Source organism: Halanaerobiales bacterium (assembly GCA_035270125.1).
Taxonomy (GTDB): Bacteria; Bacillota; Halanaerobiia; order Halanaerobiales; family DATFIM01; genus DATFIM01.
Genome location: DATFIM010000049.1, coordinates 19,394 through 40,511, shown reverse-complemented (window position 1 = coordinate 40,511; position 21,118 = coordinate 19,394). Strand labels below are relative to the sequence as shown.

General features: G+C 28.4%; 24 protein-coding genes. All 24 read left to right on the top strand.

Going from position 1 to position 21,118, the window contains the following annotated elements; translation table 11 throughout:
- A partial coding sequence (locus VJ881_02515; GenBank protein ID HKL74915.1) for a nicotinate phosphoribosyltransferase occupies nt 1-303 on the top strand: 303 nt, incomplete at its 5' end.
- A gap of 119 nt (nt 304-422) precedes the next feature.
- Nucleotides 423-1,376 carry a DNA-binding protein WhiA gene (gene whiA, locus VJ881_02510; protein ID HKL74914.1) on the top strand — a complete coding sequence of 318 codons (954 nt, stop codon included), beginning with the start codon at nt 423-425 and terminating at the stop codon, nt 1,374-1,376.
- On the top strand, nt 1,367-3,961 hold the full coding sequence (locus VJ881_02505) for a CBS domain-containing protein (protein HKL74913.1): 2,595 nt from the start codon (nt 1,367-1,369) through the stop codon (nt 3,959-3,961). The genes whiA and VJ881_02505 overlap by 10 nt, the downstream gene beginning before the upstream one ends.
- Nucleotides 3,962-3,970: 9 nt before the next feature.
- A complete protein-coding gene (locus VJ881_02500; protein HKL74912.1) occupies nt 3,971-4,603 on the top strand; it encodes a site-2 protease family protein in 633 nt (210 codons plus the stop codon).
- Nucleotides 4,604-4,617: 14 nt separating this feature from the next.
- Nucleotides 4,618-5,355: a segregation/condensation protein A gene (locus VJ881_02495; protein HKL74911.1), complete on the top strand. Its 738-nt coding sequence runs from the start codon at nt 4,618-4,620 to the stop codon at nt 5,353-5,355.
- Complete coding sequence (gene scpB / locus VJ881_02490; GenBank protein HKL74910.1) at nt 5,355-5,897, top strand: SMC-Scp complex subunit ScpB; 543 nt, start codon at nt 5,355-5,357, stop codon at nt 5,895-5,897. The genes VJ881_02495 and scpB overlap by 1 nt, the downstream gene beginning before the upstream one ends.
- Before the next feature lie 22 nt (nt 5,898-5,919).
- Nucleotides 5,920-6,639 (top strand): pseudouridine synthase, encoded by a 720-nt coding sequence (locus VJ881_02485; protein ID HKL74909.1) that lies wholly within the window; start codon nt 5,920-5,922, stop codon nt 6,637-6,639.
- A 118-nt stretch (nt 6,640-6,757) separates the two neighbouring features.
- A complete protein-coding gene (locus VJ881_02480; GenBank protein HKL74908.1) occupies nt 6,758-7,018 on the top strand; it encodes a stage V sporulation protein S in 261 nt (86 codons plus the stop codon).
- Between the two features lie 145 nt (nt 7,019-7,163).
- Complete coding sequence (smc, locus tag VJ881_02475) at nt 7,164-10,724, top strand: chromosome segregation protein SMC (GenBank protein ID HKL74907.1); 3,561 nt, start codon at nt 7,164-7,166, stop codon at nt 10,722-10,724.
- Nucleotides 10,725-10,756: 32 nt separating this feature from the next.
- A complete protein-coding gene (locus tag VJ881_02470; GenBank protein ID HKL74906.1) occupies nt 10,757-11,896 on the top strand; it encodes a peptidase S7 in 1,140 nt (379 codons plus the stop codon).
- Between the two features lie 44 nt (nt 11,897-11,940).
- Entirely contained in the window at nt 11,941-12,903 is a 963-nt protein-coding gene (gene ftsY / locus VJ881_02465; GenBank protein ID HKL74905.1) for a signal recognition particle-docking protein FtsY, read from the top strand.
- A gap of 96 nt (nt 12,904-12,999) precedes the next feature.
- Complete coding sequence (locus VJ881_02460) at nt 13,000-13,350, top strand: sigma factor-like helix-turn-helix DNA-binding protein (protein ID HKL74904.1); 351 nt, start codon at nt 13,000-13,002, stop codon at nt 13,348-13,350.
- A 15-nt stretch (nt 13,351-13,365) separates the two neighbouring features.
- A complete protein-coding gene (gene ffh, locus VJ881_02455) occupies nt 13,366-14,709 on the top strand; it encodes a signal recognition particle protein (GenBank protein ID HKL74903.1) in 1,344 nt (447 codons plus the stop codon).
- Between the two features lie 36 nt (nt 14,710-14,745).
- Entirely contained in the window at nt 14,746-15,009 is a 264-nt protein-coding gene (gene rpsP, locus VJ881_02450) for a 30S ribosomal protein S16 (GenBank protein ID HKL74902.1), read from the top strand.
- 21 nt (nt 15,010-15,030) lie between these two features.
- Nucleotides 15,031-15,258 (top strand): KH domain-containing protein, encoded by a 228-nt coding sequence (locus tag VJ881_02445; protein HKL74901.1) that lies wholly within the window; start codon nt 15,031-15,033, stop codon nt 15,256-15,258.
- A 23-nt stretch (nt 15,259-15,281) separates the two neighbouring features.
- Nucleotides 15,282-15,794 carry a ribosome maturation factor RimM gene (gene rimM, locus VJ881_02440; protein HKL74900.1) on the top strand — a complete coding sequence of 171 codons (513 nt, stop codon included), beginning with the start codon at nt 15,282-15,284 and terminating at the stop codon, nt 15,792-15,794.
- A gap of 39 nt (nt 15,795-15,833) precedes the next feature.
- The gene (gene trmD, locus VJ881_02435; protein ID HKL74899.1) at nt 15,834-16,592 is read left to right on the top strand and encodes a tRNA (guanosine(37)-N1)-methyltransferase TrmD; all 759 of its coding nucleotides are present in this window, start codon (nt 15,834-15,836) and stop codon (nt 16,590-16,592) included.
- Complete coding sequence (locus VJ881_02430; protein HKL74898.1) at nt 16,579-17,163, top strand: RNA methyltransferase; 585 nt, start codon at nt 16,579-16,581, stop codon at nt 17,161-17,163. Before trmD ends, VJ881_02430 begins: the two co-directional genes overlap by 14 nt.
- 46 nt (nt 17,164-17,209) lie before the next feature.
- On the top strand, nt 17,210-17,554 hold the full coding sequence (gene rplS, locus VJ881_02425; GenBank protein HKL74897.1) for a 50S ribosomal protein L19: 345 nt from the start codon (nt 17,210-17,212) through the stop codon (nt 17,552-17,554).
- Between the two features lie 66 nt (nt 17,555-17,620).
- Nucleotides 17,621-18,490, top strand: coding sequence for a ribosome biogenesis GTPase YlqF (gene ylqF, locus VJ881_02420; protein HKL74896.1), 870 nt, complete (start codon nt 17,621-17,623; stop codon nt 18,488-18,490).
- 2 nt (nt 18,491-18,492) lie between these two features.
- Complete coding sequence (locus VJ881_02415; protein HKL74895.1) at nt 18,493-19,272, top strand: ribonuclease HII; 780 nt, start codon at nt 18,493-18,495, stop codon at nt 19,270-19,272.
- A 24-nt stretch (nt 19,273-19,296) separates the two neighbouring features.
- Nucleotides 19,297-19,746, top strand: coding sequence for a QueT transporter family protein (locus tag VJ881_02410; protein HKL74894.1), 450 nt, complete (start codon nt 19,297-19,299; stop codon nt 19,744-19,746).
- Between the two features lie 75 nt (nt 19,747-19,821).
- A complete protein-coding gene (locus VJ881_02405; protein ID HKL74893.1) occupies nt 19,822-20,703 on the top strand; it encodes a VIT1/CCC1 transporter family protein in 882 nt (293 codons plus the stop codon).
- Between the two features lies 1 nt (nt 20,704).
- The gene (locus tag VJ881_02400; GenBank protein HKL74892.1) at nt 20,705-21,064 is read left to right on the top strand and encodes a YraN family protein; all 360 of its coding nucleotides are present in this window, start codon (nt 20,705-20,707) and stop codon (nt 21,062-21,064) included.
- Nucleotides 21,065-21,118 lie beyond the last annotated feature (54 nt).

Below are 21,118 nucleotides of genomic sequence, written 5' to 3'. Positions count from 1 at the left end.
GCCTATAAAGAATGGAATTTAAGAGGAGAAGAAAGAAAAAGAGCTAAAAAATACTGTGAAAATGTTAAAATTATAGCAACAGGTGGTTTTAAACCAGAAAAGATAAAAAGATTTGAAAAATCTCAAGTTCCTGTGGATATATATGGTATAGGAAGCTGGCTGCTTTCAAACAGTTCAGCGGAAGGAACCAATACTGATTTTACTGCTGATGTTGTAAGAGTAAAAAAAGGTGGAGAATGGATAGATATGAGCAAAGTTGGTCGAGAACCCTGTGATAATGAAAAATTAGTCAAAGTAAAATAAATATAGTATTATTAAAACAGTCCAGAATTATTTAAAAGGGCTGTTTTATTTTTTTGATTATAATCCAGTATTGTGTTAAAATTTAATCAGGAATAAATCTAAATTAGAAAGGGAATTATATGTCATTTTCAGATCAGGTTAGAAATGAAATTACAAGAGAAAAAAATTCAGAAGAAGATTGTCATTTGGCTGAATTAGCTGCTATTATAAAAGTAGAAGGAAGTTTGCAAATTGCCAATCATAAAACAGGTTTAAAAATGGTAAGTCAAAAGGCTGTTGTCGCTCGTGAATTATATAAATTGCTGAAGGAAAAATATAATTTTAAGACTGAGATAAGAGTTGGTAAAAAAAGCAGTTTTGATAAAGGGAATTATTATATAATTAATATACCTCCCCAGGAAGGTATTAAAGATTTATTGATTGAAATAGGTCTAATAGATGAAAATTTTAGTTTTAATCACAGTATAAAAAGTGAATTTTTAAAAAAACAAAGTTGTCGTAAAGCTTATTTAAAGGGACTTTTTCTAGCTACAGGAATGTTGGCTGATCCTAATAGTGAATATCATTTAGAATTTTTTGTTAAATATGAAGATTATGCTGAAGAACTTATAGAATTATTTAATAAAATAGATATTGATATAAAAATGAGAAAAAGAAAAGAAAATTATTCTCTTTATATCAAGAAAGCTGAAGATATTATAAAAATCTTGAATTTAATAGGAGCAAAAAGTACTCAATTAAAAATTGAAAATACTAGAATATTAAAAGAAGTAAAAAATGAAGTAAATCGAAAAGTTAATCTTGAAACAGCTAATTTAAGTAGAACAGCTATTGCTGCTCAAAAGCAATTGGAAAATATTGAATTTATAAATAGAACAATAGGATTAAATAAAGTGAGTAGCAGTTTACAGGAAATTGCTGAATTACGAAAAGAAAATCCTTTTGCAAGTTTAAAAGAATTAGGAGAAATGATTGGAATTTCAAAATCAGGTGTTAATCATAGATTAAGAAGAATAAAAAAGATAGCTGAAGATATAAAGGAAAATAATTTGGAGGTAGAAAAGTGGAAATAATAGTTGGACATCAACACACAGATTTCGATGGGTTGGCAGCTATGGTAGCTGCCAAAAAATTATATCCTGAAGCTAAAGCTGTCTTTCCAGGAAGAGTTCAGGATCCAGTCAAAGATTTTATGGCATTATATAAAGATGAGGTTGAGATTTTATATCTAAGTGATATAGATATAACTAAAGTTTCTAAAGTTGTAATTGTTGATACTGCTGAAAAATCTGCTTTAGGAGAGCTAAGTAAGAAATTAAATTTAGATGAAATAGAAGTTATTGTTTATGATCATCATCCTCATTCTCCAAAAGACTGGATTAATTATGATTATAGTCAAAAAGTTGGTGCCTCAGTTACTATTTTAATAGAAGAAATAATAGAAAAAGGAATTGAGTTAAATCCTCTCGAAGCAACGATTTGTGCTCTTGGTATCTATGCAGATACAGGGTCACTTACTTATGATATGACTAGGGCTAAAGATGTTAAAGCTGTATCATATTTATTAGAATATGGCGCTAATTTAGAAATAATTAGACAATTTTTAGAAGAAGCTTTAAATGCAGAACAACAAAAAATATTAGATAATTTACTTGAAAATAGAAATATTATAGAAATTGATGGTATAGAAATTAATATATTTTCCTATGAACAAGAGAAATATGTTACTGGTTTAAATAATATTACTGAAAAATTAAAAGATATTTATAATTTAAAGTCTGTTTTTGTATTAGTAAAAATGGGTAAGAAACTTCAATTGATAGCAAGAAGTAATGATGATGCAGTAGATGTTGGTAAAATATGCAAATTGATGGGAGGAGGAGGACATCAAGGAGCTGGAGCTGCTCAATTAAATGCTGATATATCTGAAGCAAAAGATAAATTAATAAATACAATTGAAAATAACATAGAACCACTTGAAAGAATAAATTCAATAATGTCAACTCCTGTCAGAACTATTTCTCCTGATACAACTATTAAAGAAGCTCAAAAGTTTATGGAAAAATATGGGCATAATGGAGTTGTTGTTTGTAATGGAAAAAGAATAAGTGGAATTTTTTCTCGAAGAGATTTAGATAAAGTAAAAGGTCATAATTTAATGCATGCACCGGTAAAGGGTTATATGTCTAAAAATGTAATTACTATTAATTATGATGATTCAATTAAAAATGCTCAGGAATTAATGGTAAAATATAATATTGGAAGATTACCTGTAATTAAAGATAAAAAATTAGTTGGGATTGTAACTAGAAGTGATATTTTAGGTTCTTATTTTGAAAAAGAAACTCCCCATCAATATCAAAATCGTTATGGAAGCAGTTTAGTTAGTATTAAAAGAAAAGTAATTGATATAAAAACTAAATTAGAATTTTTTCCTGAAAGAATATTAAATTTATTAAAAAAAGCTGGACAGATTGCTGAAAAAGAAAATAGTAAATTATACTTAATTGGTGGTATGATAAGAGATATAATGTTAGGGAGAGAAAATTATGATCTTGATCTTGTATTAGAAGGAGATTTAAAAGGATTTTTAGATCATTTTTCCAAAGAAATAGATGTAAAAATAAATTACAATGATCAATTTGGAACTGCTACTATAAATTTAAACTCAAAATTTAGTATAGATTTTGCTACCAGTAGAAAAGAAGAGTATTTAAATTCAGGAGCCCTACCTCGAGTAGAAAAAACTAATATTTTAGAAGATTTATTCAGAAGAGATTATACAGTTAATGCTCTAGCCCTTTCTTTGAATCCAAAAGATTGGGGAAAATTATACGATTTTTTTAATGCCCGGGAAGATTTAGAAAAAAGACAATTAAAAGCTTTACACAGATTTAGTTTTTTAGATGATCCAACCAGAATTATTAGAGGAGTCAGATTAGCGCTGGATCTTGATTTTACTTTTGAAGATGAAACTAAAAAATTAATAAAAGAGGCTTTAAAATTAGGAGATTTTAGTGAATTATCTTCAGCCAGAGTATTTAAAGAAATAAAGATTCTTTTTGAAGGAAGATTTGATGAAAATTCTTTAAATTATATTGAAGAATTTCCGATATTCAAATTGATTGATAATAACTTTGAATTTAAAGAAGATTATAGAGAAACTTTCTTGAACATAAAAAATTATATGAAAAAATATAAAAAGTTAGGATATAATGTTAATAAAGAATTATTATTTATGGCCATTTTCTTTAATAATATGCCAGCTGAAAAATATACAGAACTAAATCTGAATGCAAAAGAAAGAGAAATTTTTAATATAGATGTTGATAAAATTGTTAATAAATTAGGTAAAGAATTAAATAAAGTTAAGCTAACTAAAATTATTAGTAATATCAAAAAAGAAGAGTTACTATATGTGATGGCAGTAACTAAAAATGAAAAATTAAAAGAAAATGTAGATTTATATTATGATGAACTAAGACATGTAAATATTAATATTGATGGCCATGATCTTATTGAAATGGGTGTTAAGCCAGGGCCAGAGATAAAAGAAATTTTACAAAAAGTATGGCAAAAAAAATTAAATAAGGAAATTGAAACTGAAGAGGAAGAAAGAGAGTTTGTAAGTAATTTAATAAATAAAAGAATGGAGTGATAAAATAAATTGCAATTAATACAACAATTGATTTTTTTAATACCAATATTATTGATTTCATTATCTTTTCATGAGTTTTTGCATGGATATGCTTCCTATAAATTAGGAGATCCTACCCCAAAAATTAATGGTAGATTAACTTTAAATCCACTTGCCCATTTAGATCCTATTGGTAGTCTGGTTTTATTAATAACCAGAAGATTTGGCTGGGCTAAACCTGTACCAATAAATCCTAATTATTATAAAAATCCTCGTAAAGGAATGATGATTGTTGGCATTGCAGGACCAGGAGCCAATTTTATGCTTGCTTTGTTATTTTCAGCCACAATTAAATTGATATTAAACTTTAGTCAATATTCATTAAGAGGTTTTGGAGGAAATTTTGTAAACTTGTTATTACAATTTTTAGTAATGGCTATTATGATAAATTTAAGTTTAGCATTTTTTAACTTAATTCCTATTCCTCCTTTAGATGGTTCTAAAATATTAAGAGGTTTTTTACCAGCTAAATTTGATCAATATTTTAATAAATTAGAAGGACCTGCAGGAATGGTTGTTTTGATTATTCTTTTATATACAGGAATAATCTGGAATATCATTGGTCCTATTATTAATTTTTTATTGCAGATACTTGTATATTAAAAGGAGAGAATTGTATGGAATACGAAATTCAGGCTGGTGATTTTCAGGGACCACTTGATTTATTATATAAACTTGTTAAGAAAAATCAAATTGAGATAAGTGAAATATCACTAGCTAAGATAACTGAAGAATATCTTTATCACATAAAAAAATTAAATAAATTTAATTTAGATCAGGCAAGTGAATTTATGGTTTTAGCAAGTGAGCTTTTGGAAATAAAAGCTCGTCTTCTTCTTCCAAATCAAAATGAAGAAGATGATGAAGATGAATCTGATCTGGTTCAAAGATTAGAAGAATATGAACTTTTTAAAAATATTGCTGTAGAACTGGAATTATACTTAGATAAAGCTGCTCGCACCTATCGAATTCCTCCAGAAAAGGAATTGATAAAAGGAGAAGGGAAATTAAATATTGATATTTCCTTAAAAGAGTTCAAAAATCTTTACCAAATAGCCTTAAAAGCAAATAAAGAAGATAATGAGGAAAAAGAAGATCCTCATTATTCAGAAATGGATCATATTAATTCTGATCGATTAGATGTAGAAGAAAAAAGAGATGATATTAATAAAATAGTAAAAAGACATCCTGAAGGTGTAAGATTTAAAGATCTTTTATATAATAAGGATGATATTTTGGAGATAGTAGTGACTTTATTAAGTCTTTTAGAGCTTGTTCGTCTAAGAAAAGTTGAAATATATCAGGATAAATTATTTTCAGAAATGAAAATAATTGATAGAAAGCAGGTGGTTTAATGGAAGAAATTGATTTAGCCAGAGTTGAAGCTTTTATTTTTGCTGCAGAAGAACCAATGCCTATTAAAGTTATTTCAAATGCAGTAGATTTAAATAAAAGAGAATGCAGAAAATGTATTGATAAATTAAGAAAAAAATATAGTAAAAAAGAACATGGAATAATTTTAAAGGAGTATGATGATAAATATATTTTTAAAACTAAAAGTCAAATGGCATCATTTATAAGTAAATATTATGAAAAAGAACGAGAATTTAAATTAAGTAGTGCTGCTCTGGAGACTTTATCAATTATAGCCTATAAACAACCTGTAACCAGATCAGAAATAGAGGAAATAAGAGGAGTAAAAGCAGAAAAAACATTGTTCACTTTAAGTAAATATAATTTAATAAAAGAACTTGGCAGAAAAGATAGTATAGGGAATCCAATTTTGTATGGAACTACAGATGAATTTTTGGAGCATTTTGATATAACAGATCTTTCTGAATTACCTCCACTAGAGGACGGTAAAAATAATAAAGATAAATATAGTGATAATAATTAATTTCAATATGGAGGGTATTAATTTGGCAGATGATAGATTGCAAAAAGTAATGGCTCATGCAGGAGTAGCATCAAGAAGAAAATCTGAAGATATTATTAAACAGGGCCGAGTGAAAGTGAATGGCTCAACAGTTACTGAAATGGGTTTTAAGGTAGACCCTGAAACTGATGAAATAATAGTTGATGGTGAAGTGATTAGTAAAGAAAAACAGGTTTATTTACTTTTATATAAGCCAGTTGGTTATGTAACTACTGTTGATGATCCTCGTGGTCGAAAAACTGTTCTTGATCTTATAGATAGTATTAAACAACGTATTTATCCAGTAGGTAGACTGGATTACAATACCAGTGGACTTTTATTATTAACTAATGATGGAGAATTAACATATATTCTAACTCATCCTTCACATGAGATAGAAAAAACCTATTTAGTTGAAGCTAAAGGTTATGTAGATGATAATAAATTAAATAAATTAGAAAAAGGTATTAAACTTTCAGATGGGATGACTGCCCCGGCAAAAACTGAATTAAAAGAAAGAAATTCTGTTTCCACAAAATTTACAATAACAATTCATGAAGGTCGAAATAGACAGGTAAGGAGAATGTGTGAAAAAATTTCTAATCCTGTTGAAAAATTGAAAAGGATTTCTTTTGCCCATCTTAATTTAGATGGATTAAAAGCAGGTAATTACAGGAAACTTACTACTAAAGAGCTAAAAAAACTGCAGGATATGAAGAATTAATTATATTTGCAGGAATTTTTTTAAATATACAGAATATTTAAAGTATAAAGGCTATCATTTAAGTAATTTAAATAATAATTAACATGCAAAACAATTTTCAAAGGAGGAATAACTAAAAATGGAAGTATTAAAGGTTTCATCTAATTCCGATCCAAAATCAGTTGCAGGAGCTTTAGCAGCAGTGCTTCGCGAAGAAAAAAAGGCAGAAATTCAGGCAATTGGAGCTGGAGCAGTTAATCAGGCAGTTAAAGCTATTGCTATTTCTAGAGGCTATGTTGCACCTAATGGTATGGATCTTATTATGATTCCTGCTTTTACTGAAATTGAGATTGATGATGAAGAACGTACAGCTATAAGGTTTGTTGTAGAACCAAGATAGATTTAATTTAAAAAAATAATAATTTGTATTAAGTTATAGTTAAACCTATCCTTAAATGGATAGGTTTTTCTCTTGTTTTTTAGTTGATATGTGATAAAATATTATAGATAGAGGTAATTAATGTTGAATAAGGTGGAGGAAATATATGTTTTTAAAAAAGATAGATATAAAAGGTTTCAAATCTTTTGCACAAAAAACTACTATAAGTTTTGAATCTCCTTTAACAGCAATTGTGGGTCCTAATGGCAGTGGTAAGAGTAATATTGTAGATGCTGTTCGTTGGGTTCTTGGAGAACAGAGTGCTAAGACTTTAAGAGGAAGTAGAATGTCAGATATAATATTTGCTGGTAGTGAAGACAAAAAGGCATTAAATAAAGCAAGTGTTACTTTATATTTAAATAATAAGAACAGAGTTTTAGATATTGATAAAGATGAAGTTAAAATAGGTAGAAAAGTAAATAATGAAGGAGAAAGTGATTACCTTTTAAATGGATCTGTATGTAGATTAAAAGATATAAAAGACCTTATACTTGATACTGGTTTAGGTAATGATACATATTCAATAATTGGTCAGGGAAAAATTGATTCTATTATCAATAGCAGACCAGAAAAGTTAAGAGAACTTTTTGAAGAGGCTGCAGGAATAAGTAAACATAAAGCTCGTAAAGAAGAAGCTGAAAGAAGACTGGATAAAACAAACAAAAATTTAAATAGAGTTCAGGATTTAATTAGTGAATTAGAAAAACAGGTTAAATCTCTTAAAAAATCTGCTGAAAAAGCTAAAAAGTATAAGAGAATATATAGTGAATTAAAAGAAATCGAAACAACATATTTGATGAATAGATGGAATGAATATGAAGAAAAATTAAATAAGAATCTTAAAGAAAAAAAAGATATTGAAAAGAAGATTGAGAGAAAAGAAAAAGAAAAAAATAAAATTTCTGAAACAGTACAAAATAAAAGAGAAATTGTAGATGAATTACAAAATGATTATGAGGTAAAAAGAGAAAAATTTCATAAAATGCAGGCAAAAATTGAAGAAATTAATAATAATTTGAAAATTTTGGCTGAAAGAAAGAAAAATTTAAAGAGAGAAAAGAATAACCAGCAAAATAGGTTGGAAAATTTAAATCAGGAAGTCACTGATTTAGAAAATAAAAAAAGTAAAATAAAAAATAAACTTAAAAAGGCAGAAAATGATTATAATGAAATAAAAAAAGAAGTTGAAGAACAAAAAGATTTATTTAACGAAAGAAAAGATATTGTAGAAAATAAAAAAGAAAAAATAAATAAACTAAGAAATAATCTTCTTGATGAAAATGGTGAATTGAGAGATTTAGATCGAAAAAACGAAAAATTAAAAGAAAAAATAAGTTCTACTCAAAAAAATATTGCTGAAATGAAAGACGAAAAGAAAACCGTAAATAAAGAATTAAATGAAGTAAATGAAAAAATTACTAATTTAAAAGCTAAAAAAGATAAATTTTTAAATAAATTAGAAAAAAAGAATAATTTAATAGAAAAGCTAAATAAAGAAAAAGATCAAATTAGTAAAAAGCTGGACAATTTAACCGAAAATTACAATGACAAGAAAAATGAAATAAGTAGTAAAAACTCAAAATTAGAGTTTTTAGAAGATATGGAAGAAAATTATAATGGTTATTATCAAGGAGTAAAAAATATATTAAAGGAAGAAAACAAATTTAAAGGGATTAAAGGAGTAGTAGCAGATTTAATTGATACAAATAAAAAATATGAAAAAGCTATAGAGACAGCACTGGGAGCTAAATTACAAAATATAATTGTAAAAAATGATGAAGTGGCAAAAAAATGTATTAAATATTTAAAACAAAGTAAAAAAGGAAGGGCTACTTTTCTTCCATTAAATATGATTAAAGGTTATAAATATTCATTAGATAAAGAAATTAGACAAATGCCTGGATTTTTGGGACTGGGTTCAGAATTGATTTCTTATGAATCTGAATTTGAAAATGTAATGGATAATTTGCTTGGGAGAATAATAATTGCCGATAATATGGATAATGCAGTTGAAATTTCTAAAAGAATGAATAGTAAACTTAAGATTGTAACTCTTTCCGGTAATACAATTTTTCCAGGAGGAGCAATGAGTGGTGGTAGTTCTTCTAATAAGAAGAATAATTTATTGGGAAGAAGTAGAAAAATAGAAAAGTTTAAAAATAAAGTAAATAAGCTCAAAGAAGAATTAGATGAAATTTCTCAAAAAGGAATTGATTTCAAAAATAAATATAATAATATTAAAGAAAAAATCGAAACTGAACGTAATAACTATCATGATTTAGAGTTAAAGCTTAATGATATAAAAAGTGACTTAACATCAAAGCAGGAAAACCAAATTAAACTTGAAAATCAAAAAGAGAATTTAAATAAAAAAATTAAAAAATCTCAAAAAAATATTGTAGAGTTAAATAAAGAAAAAAAAGATACAGAAGATAAATTGCAATTAATAAATGATGGAAATTTTGAGAAAAAGGATTTAATTAAAAATGAAGAAGAAAAATTAAAGAAAGAAGAAAGTAAGCTTGAAGAGGTTAGAAATAATTTAACTGATAAAAAAGTTAGTTTAGCTGAAATGAAGCAAAATAAAGAAGCAATAAATAATGAAAAAAATGAATTGAATAATAGAATTGAAAAAACGATTAATAAAAAATCAGAATCTCGAGATAGAATAAATGAAATTGAAAATAAATTAAATGATCTTAAAAATAAAAAGAAAAATTTAGAGAAAAGTAATATAGATTTTAATAAAAAAGCAGATAAATTAGAAACTAAACATAAAAATTTAGAAAAAGAATTAAAAGATGAAAGAGAATTATTAAAAACTCATGAAGAAAAATTAGAAAAAACACAGGAAGTTCTTAGTGATAGTAAAGATAGATTTCACAAATTAGAATTAAAAATTACTAAATTAAATAATAAATTAGATAGAATAAGAGAAAGATTAGAGGAAGAATATAATATAAGTATAAAAGACAAGCTGGATTATAATTTGAATTCTAAAAAATTAAAAGATGCAAAAGAAAAAATTGCTGAATTAAAAAGATCATTAAAAAAATTAGAACCGGTTAATTTAGGGGCAGTTGAGGAATATGAAGAATTAAATGAACGACTCGAATATTTAAGGGAACAAAGTGAAGACCTTAGAAAAGCAAAAGAATCTATAATTGAGGTTATTACAGATATAGAGGAAACAATGGGAGAACTTTTTCATAACACCTTTTTTGAAGTAAAAGAAAGGTTTGAAAATATATTCCAAAAATTATTTGGTGGGGGATTTGCAGAATTGAGTCTGGTTGATGAAAATGATCTTTTAAATACTGGTGTTGAAATTAATGCTCAACCACCTGGTAAGAAACTGAAAAAATTATCCCTTTTATCCGGGGGAGAAAGAGCTTTAACTGCAATAGCACTGGTATTTTCATTTTTACAGGTAAATCCAAGTCCATTTTATATTCTTGATGAAATAGATGCTCCTTTGGATGATGCCAATGTTGCTCGTTTTGCTAATTATCTTCAAGAATATTCAAATATTGCTCAGTTTATTTTAGTAACTCATAGTAAACAAATGATGACTGAAGTAGACACTATATATGGAGTTACAATGGAAGAATCAGGTGTTTCTAAATTGATTTCTTTGAGATTAAATGAAGAAGAAGTATTGATTTAAATTATTATATAAAAAGTTAGGGGTGTTAAAGTTTGCAGGAAGTAAAAGGTATAGCTGAGGAGATTGTAAATAGATTAGTAGAGAGAAGTAATCAATTAGGTGAAGGACGTTCGGTAGGAACAATTGCCTATCTAGATAAAGATGGTTATATATCAAGTTACAATAAAATAATTAATGGTGGTCTTTCTGGTTTACCATATCGATTATTGCTTTCAGAAGTCTCTGAAAAAAAATGTTGTTCCTTATTAGAAATGATAAATCAACTACCAGAAAATGCTGTTATTATTTCTACTGATCCTGGTGAATCAGGTATAATAGTTAATACTGGTGGAATTAATATTTTCAATTTACCAGTGATTAAAGTTGGAGTCAAGAATGGCTCAGCAGTTGGAGTCGGTATATTATATCCTGAAAAAAAGAATTTTAATTTAGCTACTAAATCAGAAAAAGCTCAATTAGATTCTTTGACTGCGATGTCTATGGAAGCAGAAAGAGAAGCTTTGAAAATATCAACTCAAATTAAATTAAAATATCTTCATATTTCTGGAGAGTTGCCAATTGTTTCTCTAGACAAAGAAAAATATAAGAAAAAAATTAAAAATAATAAATGCTGGAAAATAAAAAGCTCAAATATTAAGAGTATAGATCAAGAATTTGCACAAAAACTTGTGAATAAATCGATTAATATCGAACAGGGCAGAGAAGTAGCAGCATTTGGAGAAATCAAGGAAAATGGTCGAGTTATACAGGCCAGTGATTTAGTAGTAGGGGGAATGGGTTATATTCCACCAAGATTGCTTGCCTCAAGTTATTGTGATATTGGTAATATTTCTTTAAGAGAAGCATATAGTGAAATTATTCCTTCCAATACGACAATAGTACACACCCATCCAGGTGGAACTGGTGTAATGCATATGAGTGATGCAATGGCTGGCCCGGGAATGTGGGGGAGACCTATTATGGCTATTGGTCATAACAAAAAAGGTAAAATACGTGGAGTTTCTGCAATTGAACTTAGTGATAGATTATGTGAACTAGCTGATGAAAATGAAGATTTAGAACAGAAATTTTTTGAGGCTGAAACACCTGAGGAAGAACTTAAGATAAGAAAAAGAAGATATAAAATAGCACAGGAGTTTACAGATCTTTGTAAACAGGTTGAACTTAATTAAATTAATTGATATAGAAATTATTCTTTTATATTGGGAGGTAGAGAATGTTATTTAAAAGTAATAAAGAAGAAAAAGAGGAAGAAAAAAATCAAGGTTTTTTTGCGAGATTAAAAAAGGGTCTGGACAAAACCAGAAGTAATTTTGTTGATAAGGTAACAGGTCTTTTTACAGGAGATGGAGCTTTAGATGATGATTTTTTTGAAGAGCTTGAAGAATTATTAATTCAGGCTGATGTAGGAATTCATACTACTATGGAATTAATAGATGATCTAAAATATATTGTAGATGAAAAGGATATTGAAACACCTGCTGAATTATATGATATATTCAAAGATGAACTGGCAGACATGCTCCAGGATGAAGAAGGTAAGCTGGAATTAAAAGATGGATTAAATATTATAATGGTAGTTGGGGTAAATGGTTCTGGTAAAACTACTACCATTGCTAAAATTGCCAAAAGATTTAAGGAAAAAGGAAAGGATGTAATGTTAGCAGCAGGTGATACCTTTCGTGCAGGAGCTATTGATCAACTTCAGGTTTGGGGAGATAGATTGGGAGTAAAGGTTATTGCTCAATCTGAAGGTTCAGATTCTGCTGCTGTGGCATATGATGCAGTCCAATCAGCTAAAGCTAAAGACATGGATTTATTAATTGTAGATACAGCCGGGAGATTGCATACTCAAAAAAATCTAATGAAAGAGTTACAGAAAGTAAGAAATGTTATTGGAAAAGAAGCTGGTGAGAATATTCCGGTAGAGGTATTATTAGTTTTAGATGCTACAAATGGTCAGAATGCTATTTCTCAGGCTAAATTATTTAATGAATCTGTGGATGTAGATGGAATAGCTTTAACTAAGTTGGATGGTACTGCTAAAGGTGGAATTGTAGTTGCTGTTAAAAATGAATTAGGAATACCTATAAAATTAATTGGAGTAGGAGAAGCAGCTAAGGATTTACAAAATTTCAATCCAGAGGAATTTGTTGAAGCCTTATTTGCAGAAGAATAGTAAGTTGGAAGATTATGAAAATTTGATTAACCCTTGACAGATAGCTAAAAATAAGATATACTATCACCTGTAAAGCTAAAATACTTAACACTGCAGGTGATTTTTTTGTTAGAAAAAACAATTGAGATTAATCTTTTATTTGATTATTATGGAGAATTATTAACTGATAAACAACAGGAAGCAATGAAACTATATTATTATCATGATTTATCTCTTGCCGAAATTTCTGAAAAACTTGATATTAGTCGTCAGGGTGTATATGATCATCTGCATCGTGGTGAAGACATTTTAAGGGATTATGAAGAAAAAATTGGACTTATAAATAGATATAATAAATTTAAAAAAGAAATTGAAAAATTAGTTATAGAAATAGATGATTTAGAGTTAAATAAAGATAAAAAGACTGACTTAAAAGAAAAAGTTAGCAATTTGAAAAATTTCCTATAAAAGGGGTGTTAATTAATGATTTTTGAAGGTTTAGCAGAAAAACTTCAGGACACTTTTAAAAAATTGAGTGGTAAAGGAAAACTTAATGAAAAGGATGTAAAAAGTGCTCTAAGAGAAGTTAAGATGGCACTTTTAGAAGCTGATGTTAACTATAAAGTTGTAAAAAACTTTATTAAAAGAATAGAAGAAAGAGCAGTAGGTAGTGAAGTTATGGAAAGCCTAACGCCCGGTCAGCAGGTTATAAAGATTGTAAATGATGAACTTTCTGACTTGATGGGTGGTTCTCGAGCTGAAATAAACCTTTCTGATAATCCTCCAACTACTATTATGTTGGTTGGTTTGCAGGGAGCAGGTAAAACTACTTTTGCTGGTAAGTTAGCCAGAAATTTCAAAAATGAAGGGAAGCAACCATTATTGGCAGCTGGTGATATTTATAGACCTGCAGCTATAAAACAGTTACAGGTATTAGGTGATAGACTTGAAGTGCCTGTATTCAGTATGGGAGATAAAAAGGATCCCAGTGATATTGCGAAAGGTGCAGTCAGTTCTGCAAATTCAAAAGGAAATGATGTTGTAATTTTTGATACTGCTGGTAGATTGCATATAGATGAAGAAATGATGGATGAATTAAAAGAAATAAAGTCAGCAATTAATCCTGATGAGATTTTATTAGTAGTTGATGCCATGACCGGGCAGGATGCTGTTAATGTTGCCGAAAATTTTGATGATGTTTTAGGAATAGATGGTGTGGCTTTAACAAAGCTAGATGGTGATGCTCGTGGTGGAGCTGCTCTTTCTATAAAAGCTGTTACAGGTAAACCAATTAAGTTTGTTGGTACTGGTGAAAAATTAGCTGATATGGAGCCATTTTATCCAGAAAGAATGTCTTCCCGTATTTTAGGAATGGGAGATGTATTAAGTTTAATTGAAAAAGCAGAAAAAAATATAGATGAGAAAAAAGCAGAAGAACTTGAAGAAAAAATCAGAAATAATAGTTTTACTTTAGATGATTTTTTGGATCAAATGGACCAGGTAAGAAATATGGGTCCTCTTGATGAAGTTCTGGGTATGATGCCTGGTATGGGCGGAGCCAAGCAATTGAAAAATATGCAATTTGATGAAAAAGAATTAGATCATATTGAAGCAATAATTAGTTCTATGACTCAGGAGGAAAAATTAGATCCTTCTATTATAAATGGAAGTAGAAGAAAAAGGATTGCTAAGGGTAGTGGTAGAAAAGTTCAGGAAGTAAATAGACTTTTAAAACAATTTAAACAAACTAAGAAAATGATGAAACAGCTAAACAATGGCAAAAAACCTGGAGGAATGGGTGGAATGAATTTACCATTCTTTGGGTAAAAAATAAATGATATCTTTTAAAAGGAGGTGAATATAATGGTAAAAATTAGATTAAAAAGATTTGGTAGTAAAAGAAATGCTTCATATCGTTTAATTGTATCTGATTCAAGAAATGCTCCTACAGGGCAGTTTATTGAAGAGTTAGGATATTATAATCCAACAGCTGAACCTGCTGAGTATGAAATAGATGAGGAAAAAGCACTTAAGTGGTTAAATAATGGTGCAAAACCTTCCAGTACTGTAAAAAGTCTACTTAAAGAAGCAGGAGTAATGTCTAAATTTCACGAACAGTCTTCCTAAAAAAGAGGGGGTTAAGTTTTGATGAAAGAATTAGTTACCAATATTGCAAAAGCTATTGTAGATGAACCTGAAAAAGTTCATGTTAATAAAGTTGAAGGAGAAAAATCAGTAATACTTGAATTGAGTGTAGCAGATGATGATATGGGAAAAGTAATTGGTAAACAGGGCAGGATTGCCCGAGCTATTCGCACTGTAGTAAAAGCAGCTGCAACTAAAGAAGGAAAAAAAGTTATAGTGGATATTCAGTAAATTTTGAGGAAGCCGGTGATTTTATGGAGGAATTAGTTACAATCGGACAGATAATAAAAAATCAGGGAAATAAAGGAGAAGTAAGAGTTTTTCCTTTAACAGATTTCCCAAATAGATTTGAGTTTCTTGATAAAGTATTTTTAGTAAAAGATGAAGAAATTATTGAGAAAGAAATAGAAACTGCTCGAATCCATAATGGTAAATATATCGCAATTAAATTTTCTGATATAAATAATATTGGAGAAGCTTTAGAATTAAAAGATTATTATCTTAAAATTCCTCGTGAATTAATGGTTCCCCTCAAAAAAAATGAATATTATATTGATGAAATAATTGGTTTTAAGGTTAAAACCAAAAAGGGAAAAGAATTGGGTGTTTTAGAAAAGGTTCAGGATACTGGTGGAACTGATATTTTTATAATAAAAGGTGAAAAGAAAGAATATATGATTCCAGCTACCAAGGAAATAATTATCGAAATAGATGAGGAAAAAAAATTAATGATAGTTGATCCAATTCCAGGATTACTTGATTTATAATAAGTAATTTTAATTTTCTTTTTATATAGGAGTGAAATAATGAATTTTGATATTCTTACTCTTTTCCCGGAGATGTTTGAGGGGCCATTTTCAACAAGTATTTTGTCTCGAGCTAGAGAGAAAAAATTAATTAATATAAATATCACAAATATACGAGATTATACTGAGGATAAGCATAACACAACTGATGAACCTCCTTATGGTGGAGGAGCTGGAATGGTTCTAAAGGTGAATCCTATTTATAAAGCCTGGAATGATATTAATGCAAAAAACAGGGAAAAAGTTCACACTGTATTATTATCTCCACAGGGTAAAACTCTTAATCAGGAAAAAGTAAAAGAATTAAGTTCTTATAACAATCTTACATTGATTTGTGGTCATTATGAAGGAGTAGATGAAAGAGTTAGAAAAAGTATTGTTGATGAAGAAGTTTCTATTGGAGATTATGTATTAACTGGAGGAGAACTTCCAGCTATGGTTTTAGTTGATGCAGTTTCCAGGATGGTAGATGGAGTTCTGGGAGATGAAGATTCAAGTAAAAAAGATTCCTTTTATGAAGGACTTTTAGAACATCCACATTACACCAGACCGAGAGAATTTGAAAATATGAAAGTTCCAGAGGTTTTGTTAAGTGGCCATCATGCCAGGATAAAGCGCTGGCGATTGAAGAAAGCTTTAAAAAGAACATTAATTAGAAGACCTGATCTTTTAGAAAAAAAGAAGCTATCAAAAAGGGAAAAAAAATTATTAAAAGAAGTTAAGCAGGAAATAAAGGGTGAAAATAATGAGCAGAATTGATGCTAATGTATATTTAGGTTTGGTTCATCATCCAATATACAATAAAAACGGTGAAAAAATTACAACTACAGTAACCAATCTTGACTTACATGATATTTCTAGGGCTGCAAAAACATATGATATAAATAAATATTTTGTAATAAATCACCTTGAATCACAGCAGGCTTTGGTCAAAAGAATGCAAAACTATTGGACCAGTGGTTTTGGATCAGATTACAATGAAAATCGCCAGGAAGCATTTTCAGTATTAAATATTGAAGATACTCTTGATGATGTATTAAAAGCTATCAAAAATGAAACAGGAAAAGAAGCAATATTAGTTGCTACTGATGCAAGAGAATTTCCGAATCAAAAATCATATTCAAAAATGAGAGATTTAATTTATAGTTCAGATAGACCATATTTATTGATTTTTGGTACTGGATGGGGTCTTACTGAAGAAACTCTGGACAGATGTGATTATATGTTGAATCCAATTTATGGACGAGGAGAATTTAATCACCTTTCAGTTAGAAGTGCAGCATCAATTATATTGGATAGATTGTTATCTTCTCCCTGGTGGGAAGAATAAAGTTTAATTTATATTTTGATTTTATTGTGTGAAAGGAGGGTAAAAAATGAATATTATAGAACAGATAGAAAAGGAACAAATGAAGGAAGAAGTTCCTGAATTTAGTCCTGGTGATACATTGAAATTAAAAGTAAAAGTAGTTGAAGGTGGAAAAGAAAGATTTCAACCCTTTGAAGGTACTGTACTTAAGAAAAGAGGAAAAGGTGCAAAAGCAACTTTCACTCTAAGAAAGATATCTCATGGGGTAGGTGTTGAAAGAACTTTTCCCCTTCATTCACCTAATGTACAGGATATAGAAGTTGTACGTCGTGGTGATGTAAGAAGAGCAAGATTATATTATCTCCGTAAGAGAAGAGGAAAAGCTTCAAGAATTAAAGAAAAAAGAGATTAAGTTTAAAAAAAGGGTGGGGTATTTTAACCTACACCCTTTCTTTTATATGGGTAGGAGGTGAATAATATGATAAATTGGTATCCAGGACATATGGCCAAAGCTAAGAGAAGATTAAAAGAGGATCTTAGTATGGTTGATATGGTTATTGAAGTTTTAGATGCTAGAATTCCTTTTAGTAGCAGAAACCCTGATCTTGATCAATTATTAGATAATCAAAAAAGAGTTATAGTTTTAAATAAAAAAGATTTAGCTTTAGAAAAAGTAACAGATGAATGGGTTAATTATTTTTCAAAAGAATATCCAACTGTTGCTTTGAATTCAAAAGAAGGTATAGGGATTTCTTCTTTAATGGAAAGAATTAATAATCTCCATTATAAACTTTTAAAAAAAGCAGAACAAAAGGGAAGAAAAAATAAAGATGCCAAAATAATGGTTATTGGAATCCCCAATGTTGGTAAGTCTGCACTTATTAATTCTCTTGGTGGTAAAGGAAGAGTAAAAACAGGTGATAAACCTGGAGTTACCAGAGGGAAACAGTGGATTAAAGTAACTAAAGACATAAGATTATTAGATACTCCTGGAATTTTATGGCCTAATTTGGGAGATGAAAACACTAGTTATAAACTTGCTATTACAGCAGCAATTGATTCTGATAGATATGATAATGAAACAGCAGCTTATAGGTTAATAAAATATATTTTGGAAATCAATCCATTTATTTTGGAAAAAAATTATGATATTGAAACTAAAGGTATTCATCCTTATGATTTAATGCTGGAAATTGGTAAAAAGCGAGGTTGCTTAATGAGTGGAGGGAAAATAGACAAAGAACGAGTTAGCAAACTTATATTAAATGATTTTCGCTCAGGAGAATTTGGCAAATTATCATTAGAAACTGTTGAAGAAATAAAAGAAATTACTGAGGGTGGTAATTAAAAATGGATGATCTTTCTCAATATACAATAAAAGAGATAAAAGATAAGTGTTCAAAGATAAAAGTTGATGAAGATATTATTGAAAAATTAGCTGCTGATTCAAGAAAAGGTGTTAAAAAGCTTGCTGAAAAATTTAAAAGAGAAAAGAAGAAAGAAGAAGAATTAAAGCAAAAATGGATAAAAATGAACAAAATAACTACAAAATTAAAAAATGATGGTCATGAAATGATTTGTGGACTTGATGAAGCCGGAAGAGGACCTCTTGCTGGGCCGGTAGTTGCATCAGCTGTTTTATTAGATCCATTTCAAAAGATTATAGGTTTAGATGATTCTAAAAAACTTTCAGAAAAAAAGAGAAATAAATTATTTACAGAAATAAAAGAAAAAGCATTGGCGGTTGGAATTGGAATAGTTGAAAATGATATAATAGATAAAATTAATATTCAGCAGGCAAGCTTTAAAGCTATGAAAAAAGCTTTAAATAAATTTAATTTTGAACCTGATTATCTTTTGGTTGATGGTAATAAAGAAATTCCAGAAGTTAATATTTCTCAAAAAGCTGTTATTGATGGTGATGAAAAAGTCAATTCAATAGCTGCAGCATCCATTATAGCTAAAGTGACAAGAGATAGAATTATTGAAAAATATGATAACAAATATCCAGTGTATGGGTTTAAAAGTAATAAAGGATATGGAACCAAAGAACATATTGATGCTTTAAAAAAATATGGCCCTACTCCTATTCATCGTTATTCTTATTCTGTAGTTAATAAATATAGTTAATATAAATTATGTGAGGTGAGATAATTGAAAACAAAAAAATTGACTAGAGGAGCTTTTATTGCTGGTTTATATATTATAATTACATATATTTTATCTCCTATTAGTTTTGGACCTTTACAATTTCGTTTATCTGAATCCTTAACTGTACTTCCAATTTTATATCCAGAAGCAGTGCCAGCTCTATTTGTAGGAGTATTATTATCAAATATATTTGGAGGCCTGGGATTGGTAGACATTATTGGCGGAAGTTTAACTACGTTAATTGCTGCTTATTTTACTTATCGTTATAGAGACAGTTTTTTTGCCTACCTTAGTCCTGTAATATTTAATGGACTGTTAATTAGTGTTTATCTACATATTCTTTTTGAATTACCATACTGGTTAACAGCGATTGAAATTGCTGTTAGTGAGGCAGTTGTAGTTTTTCTAGTTGGATATCCTTTAATAGGGTATTTGAAAAATAAAATAAAATAAAATAAAAAAGGAAAAAATTACCTTTTGTAGAAATATATAATAGATGAGTGAATTATTCAGAGGAGGCAAAAGTGCATGATAGATAAAAATATAGATGAAACTACTCGAAAAATTTTAATTAAATCTCAAAAGGATGAAATAACGGAATATTATTTATATAATAAATTAGCATCAGTAACAAAGAATGAAGAGAATAGTAAGATATTAAGAGATATAGCCAAAGACGAAAAAGAACATTATGATTTTTGGAAAAAATATACTGGAGAAGAGGTTAAACCTAAAAAATTAAAAATCTTTTTTTATTATTGGCTGGCAAGAATTTTTGGAATTATGTTTGGTATTAAATTAATGGAAAATGGTGAAGAAGATGCCCAGGAAGTATATAAAAAAGTAGCCAAAAAAATTCCTTCAGCTCAAAAAATTGTAGAAGATGAAGATAACCATGAAGATGAACTAATAAATCTCATAGATGAAGAAAGATTAAAATATATTGGTTCTGTAGTTTTGGGTTTAAATGATGCCTTGGTTGAATTAACAGGTACTCTAGCTGGATTATCTTTTGCTTTACAGAATACAAATTTAATTGCTCTTTCTGGAATGATAACTGGTATAGCTGCTTCATTTTCAATGGCTGCTTCCGAATATTTATCAACCAAACAGGAAGAAGGAGAAAAACATGAGTTAAAATCTTCATTTTATACTGGAATGGCTTACATAGTAACTGTAATTTTATTAATAATCCCTTATTTTATTTTTACTCATTATCTGACAAGTCTTGCTGCAACAATAATTATGGCCATTTTGATTATAGTTGTTTTTAATTTTTATGTAGCTATAGCCAGAGATTTAAGTTTTAAAAAGAGATTTATAGAAATGGCAACTATTAGTTTAGGGGTCTCTTTTTTCTCATTTATAGTAGGAATAATAATTAGGTCGGTATTTGGTGTTGATGTTTAAAATGAAATTTAAAAATAAAAGAGAAATTGGCAGATGGGGAGAAATAAAAGCAAAAAAATTTTTAGAAGAAAAAGGGTATAAAATTATTAGTGAAAATTTTAGAGTAAAACAGGGAGAAATTGATTTAATTGTTACGAAGAAAAAGAATTTGGTTTTTGTAGAAGTTAAAACCAGAAAAACAGAATTTTTTGGTCCTCCCCAGGCTGCTGTTAATTTTAAAAAACAAAAGAAAATAAAAACTATAGCAAAAATTTTTCTTATGAGAAATAGATACAATAATTATATAAAAAGATTTGATGTTATTTCAATTATTTACGGTAATGATAAAGTTAGTATTGAACATTTTAAAAACACATTTTAATTTTTTTTGACCACGAACTGGAATAAAAAGTAAATAAAAGAAAAATAAGTAATG

What these genes read in the sequence shown, in the direction of transcription:
- whiA (HKL74914.1), top strand. Translation starts at nt 423, where the DNA reads ATGTCATTTTCAGATCAGGTTAGAAATGAAATTACAAGAGAAAAAAAT.
- VJ881_02495 (HKL74911.1), top strand. Translation starts at nt 4,618, where the DNA reads ATGGAATACGAAATTCAGGCTGGTGATTTTCAGGGACCACTTGATTTA.
- scpB (HKL74910.1), top strand. Translation starts at nt 5,355, where the DNA reads ATGGAAGAAATTGATTTAGCCAGAGTTGAAGCTTTTATTTTTGCTGCA.
- VJ881_02480 (HKL74908.1), top strand. Translation starts at nt 6,758, where the DNA reads ATGGAAGTATTAAAGGTTTCATCTAATTCCGATCCAAAATCAGTTGCA.
- smc (HKL74907.1), top strand. Translation starts at nt 7,164, where the DNA reads ATGTTTTTAAAAAAGATAGATATAAAAGGTTTCAAATCTTTTGCACAA.
- ftsY (HKL74905.1), top strand. Translation starts at nt 11,941, where the DNA reads ATGTTATTTAAAAGTAATAAAGAAGAAAAAGAGGAAGAAAAAAATCAA.
- ffh (HKL74903.1), top strand. Translation starts at nt 13,366, where the DNA reads ATGATTTTTGAAGGTTTAGCAGAAAAACTTCAGGACACTTTTAAAAAA.
- rpsP (HKL74902.1), top strand. Translation starts at nt 14,746, where the DNA reads ATGGTAAAAATTAGATTAAAAAGATTTGGTAGTAAAAGAAATGCTTCA.
- VJ881_02445 (HKL74901.1), top strand. Translation starts at nt 15,031, where the DNA reads ATGAAAGAATTAGTTACCAATATTGCAAAAGCTATTGTAGATGAACCT.
- rimM (HKL74900.1), top strand. Translation starts at nt 15,282, where the DNA reads ATGGAGGAATTAGTTACAATCGGACAGATAATAAAAAATCAGGGAAAT.
- trmD (HKL74899.1), top strand. Translation starts at nt 15,834, where the DNA reads ATGAATTTTGATATTCTTACTCTTTTCCCGGAGATGTTTGAGGGGCCA.
- VJ881_02430 (HKL74898.1), top strand. Translation starts at nt 16,579, where the DNA reads ATGAGCAGAATTGATGCTAATGTATATTTAGGTTTGGTTCATCATCCA.
- rplS (HKL74897.1), top strand. Translation starts at nt 17,210, where the DNA reads ATGAATATTATAGAACAGATAGAAAAGGAACAAATGAAGGAAGAAGTT.
- ylqF (HKL74896.1), top strand. Translation starts at nt 17,621, where the DNA reads ATGATAAATTGGTATCCAGGACATATGGCCAAAGCTAAGAGAAGATTA.
- VJ881_02415 (HKL74895.1), top strand. Translation starts at nt 18,493, where the DNA reads ATGGATGATCTTTCTCAATATACAATAAAAGAGATAAAAGATAAGTGT.
- VJ881_02405 (HKL74893.1), top strand. Translation starts at nt 19,822, where the DNA reads ATGATAGATAAAAATATAGATGAAACTACTCGAAAAATTTTAATTAAA.
- VJ881_02400 (HKL74892.1), top strand. Translation starts at nt 20,705, where the DNA reads ATGAAATTTAAAAATAAAAGAGAAATTGGCAGATGGGGAGAAATAAAA.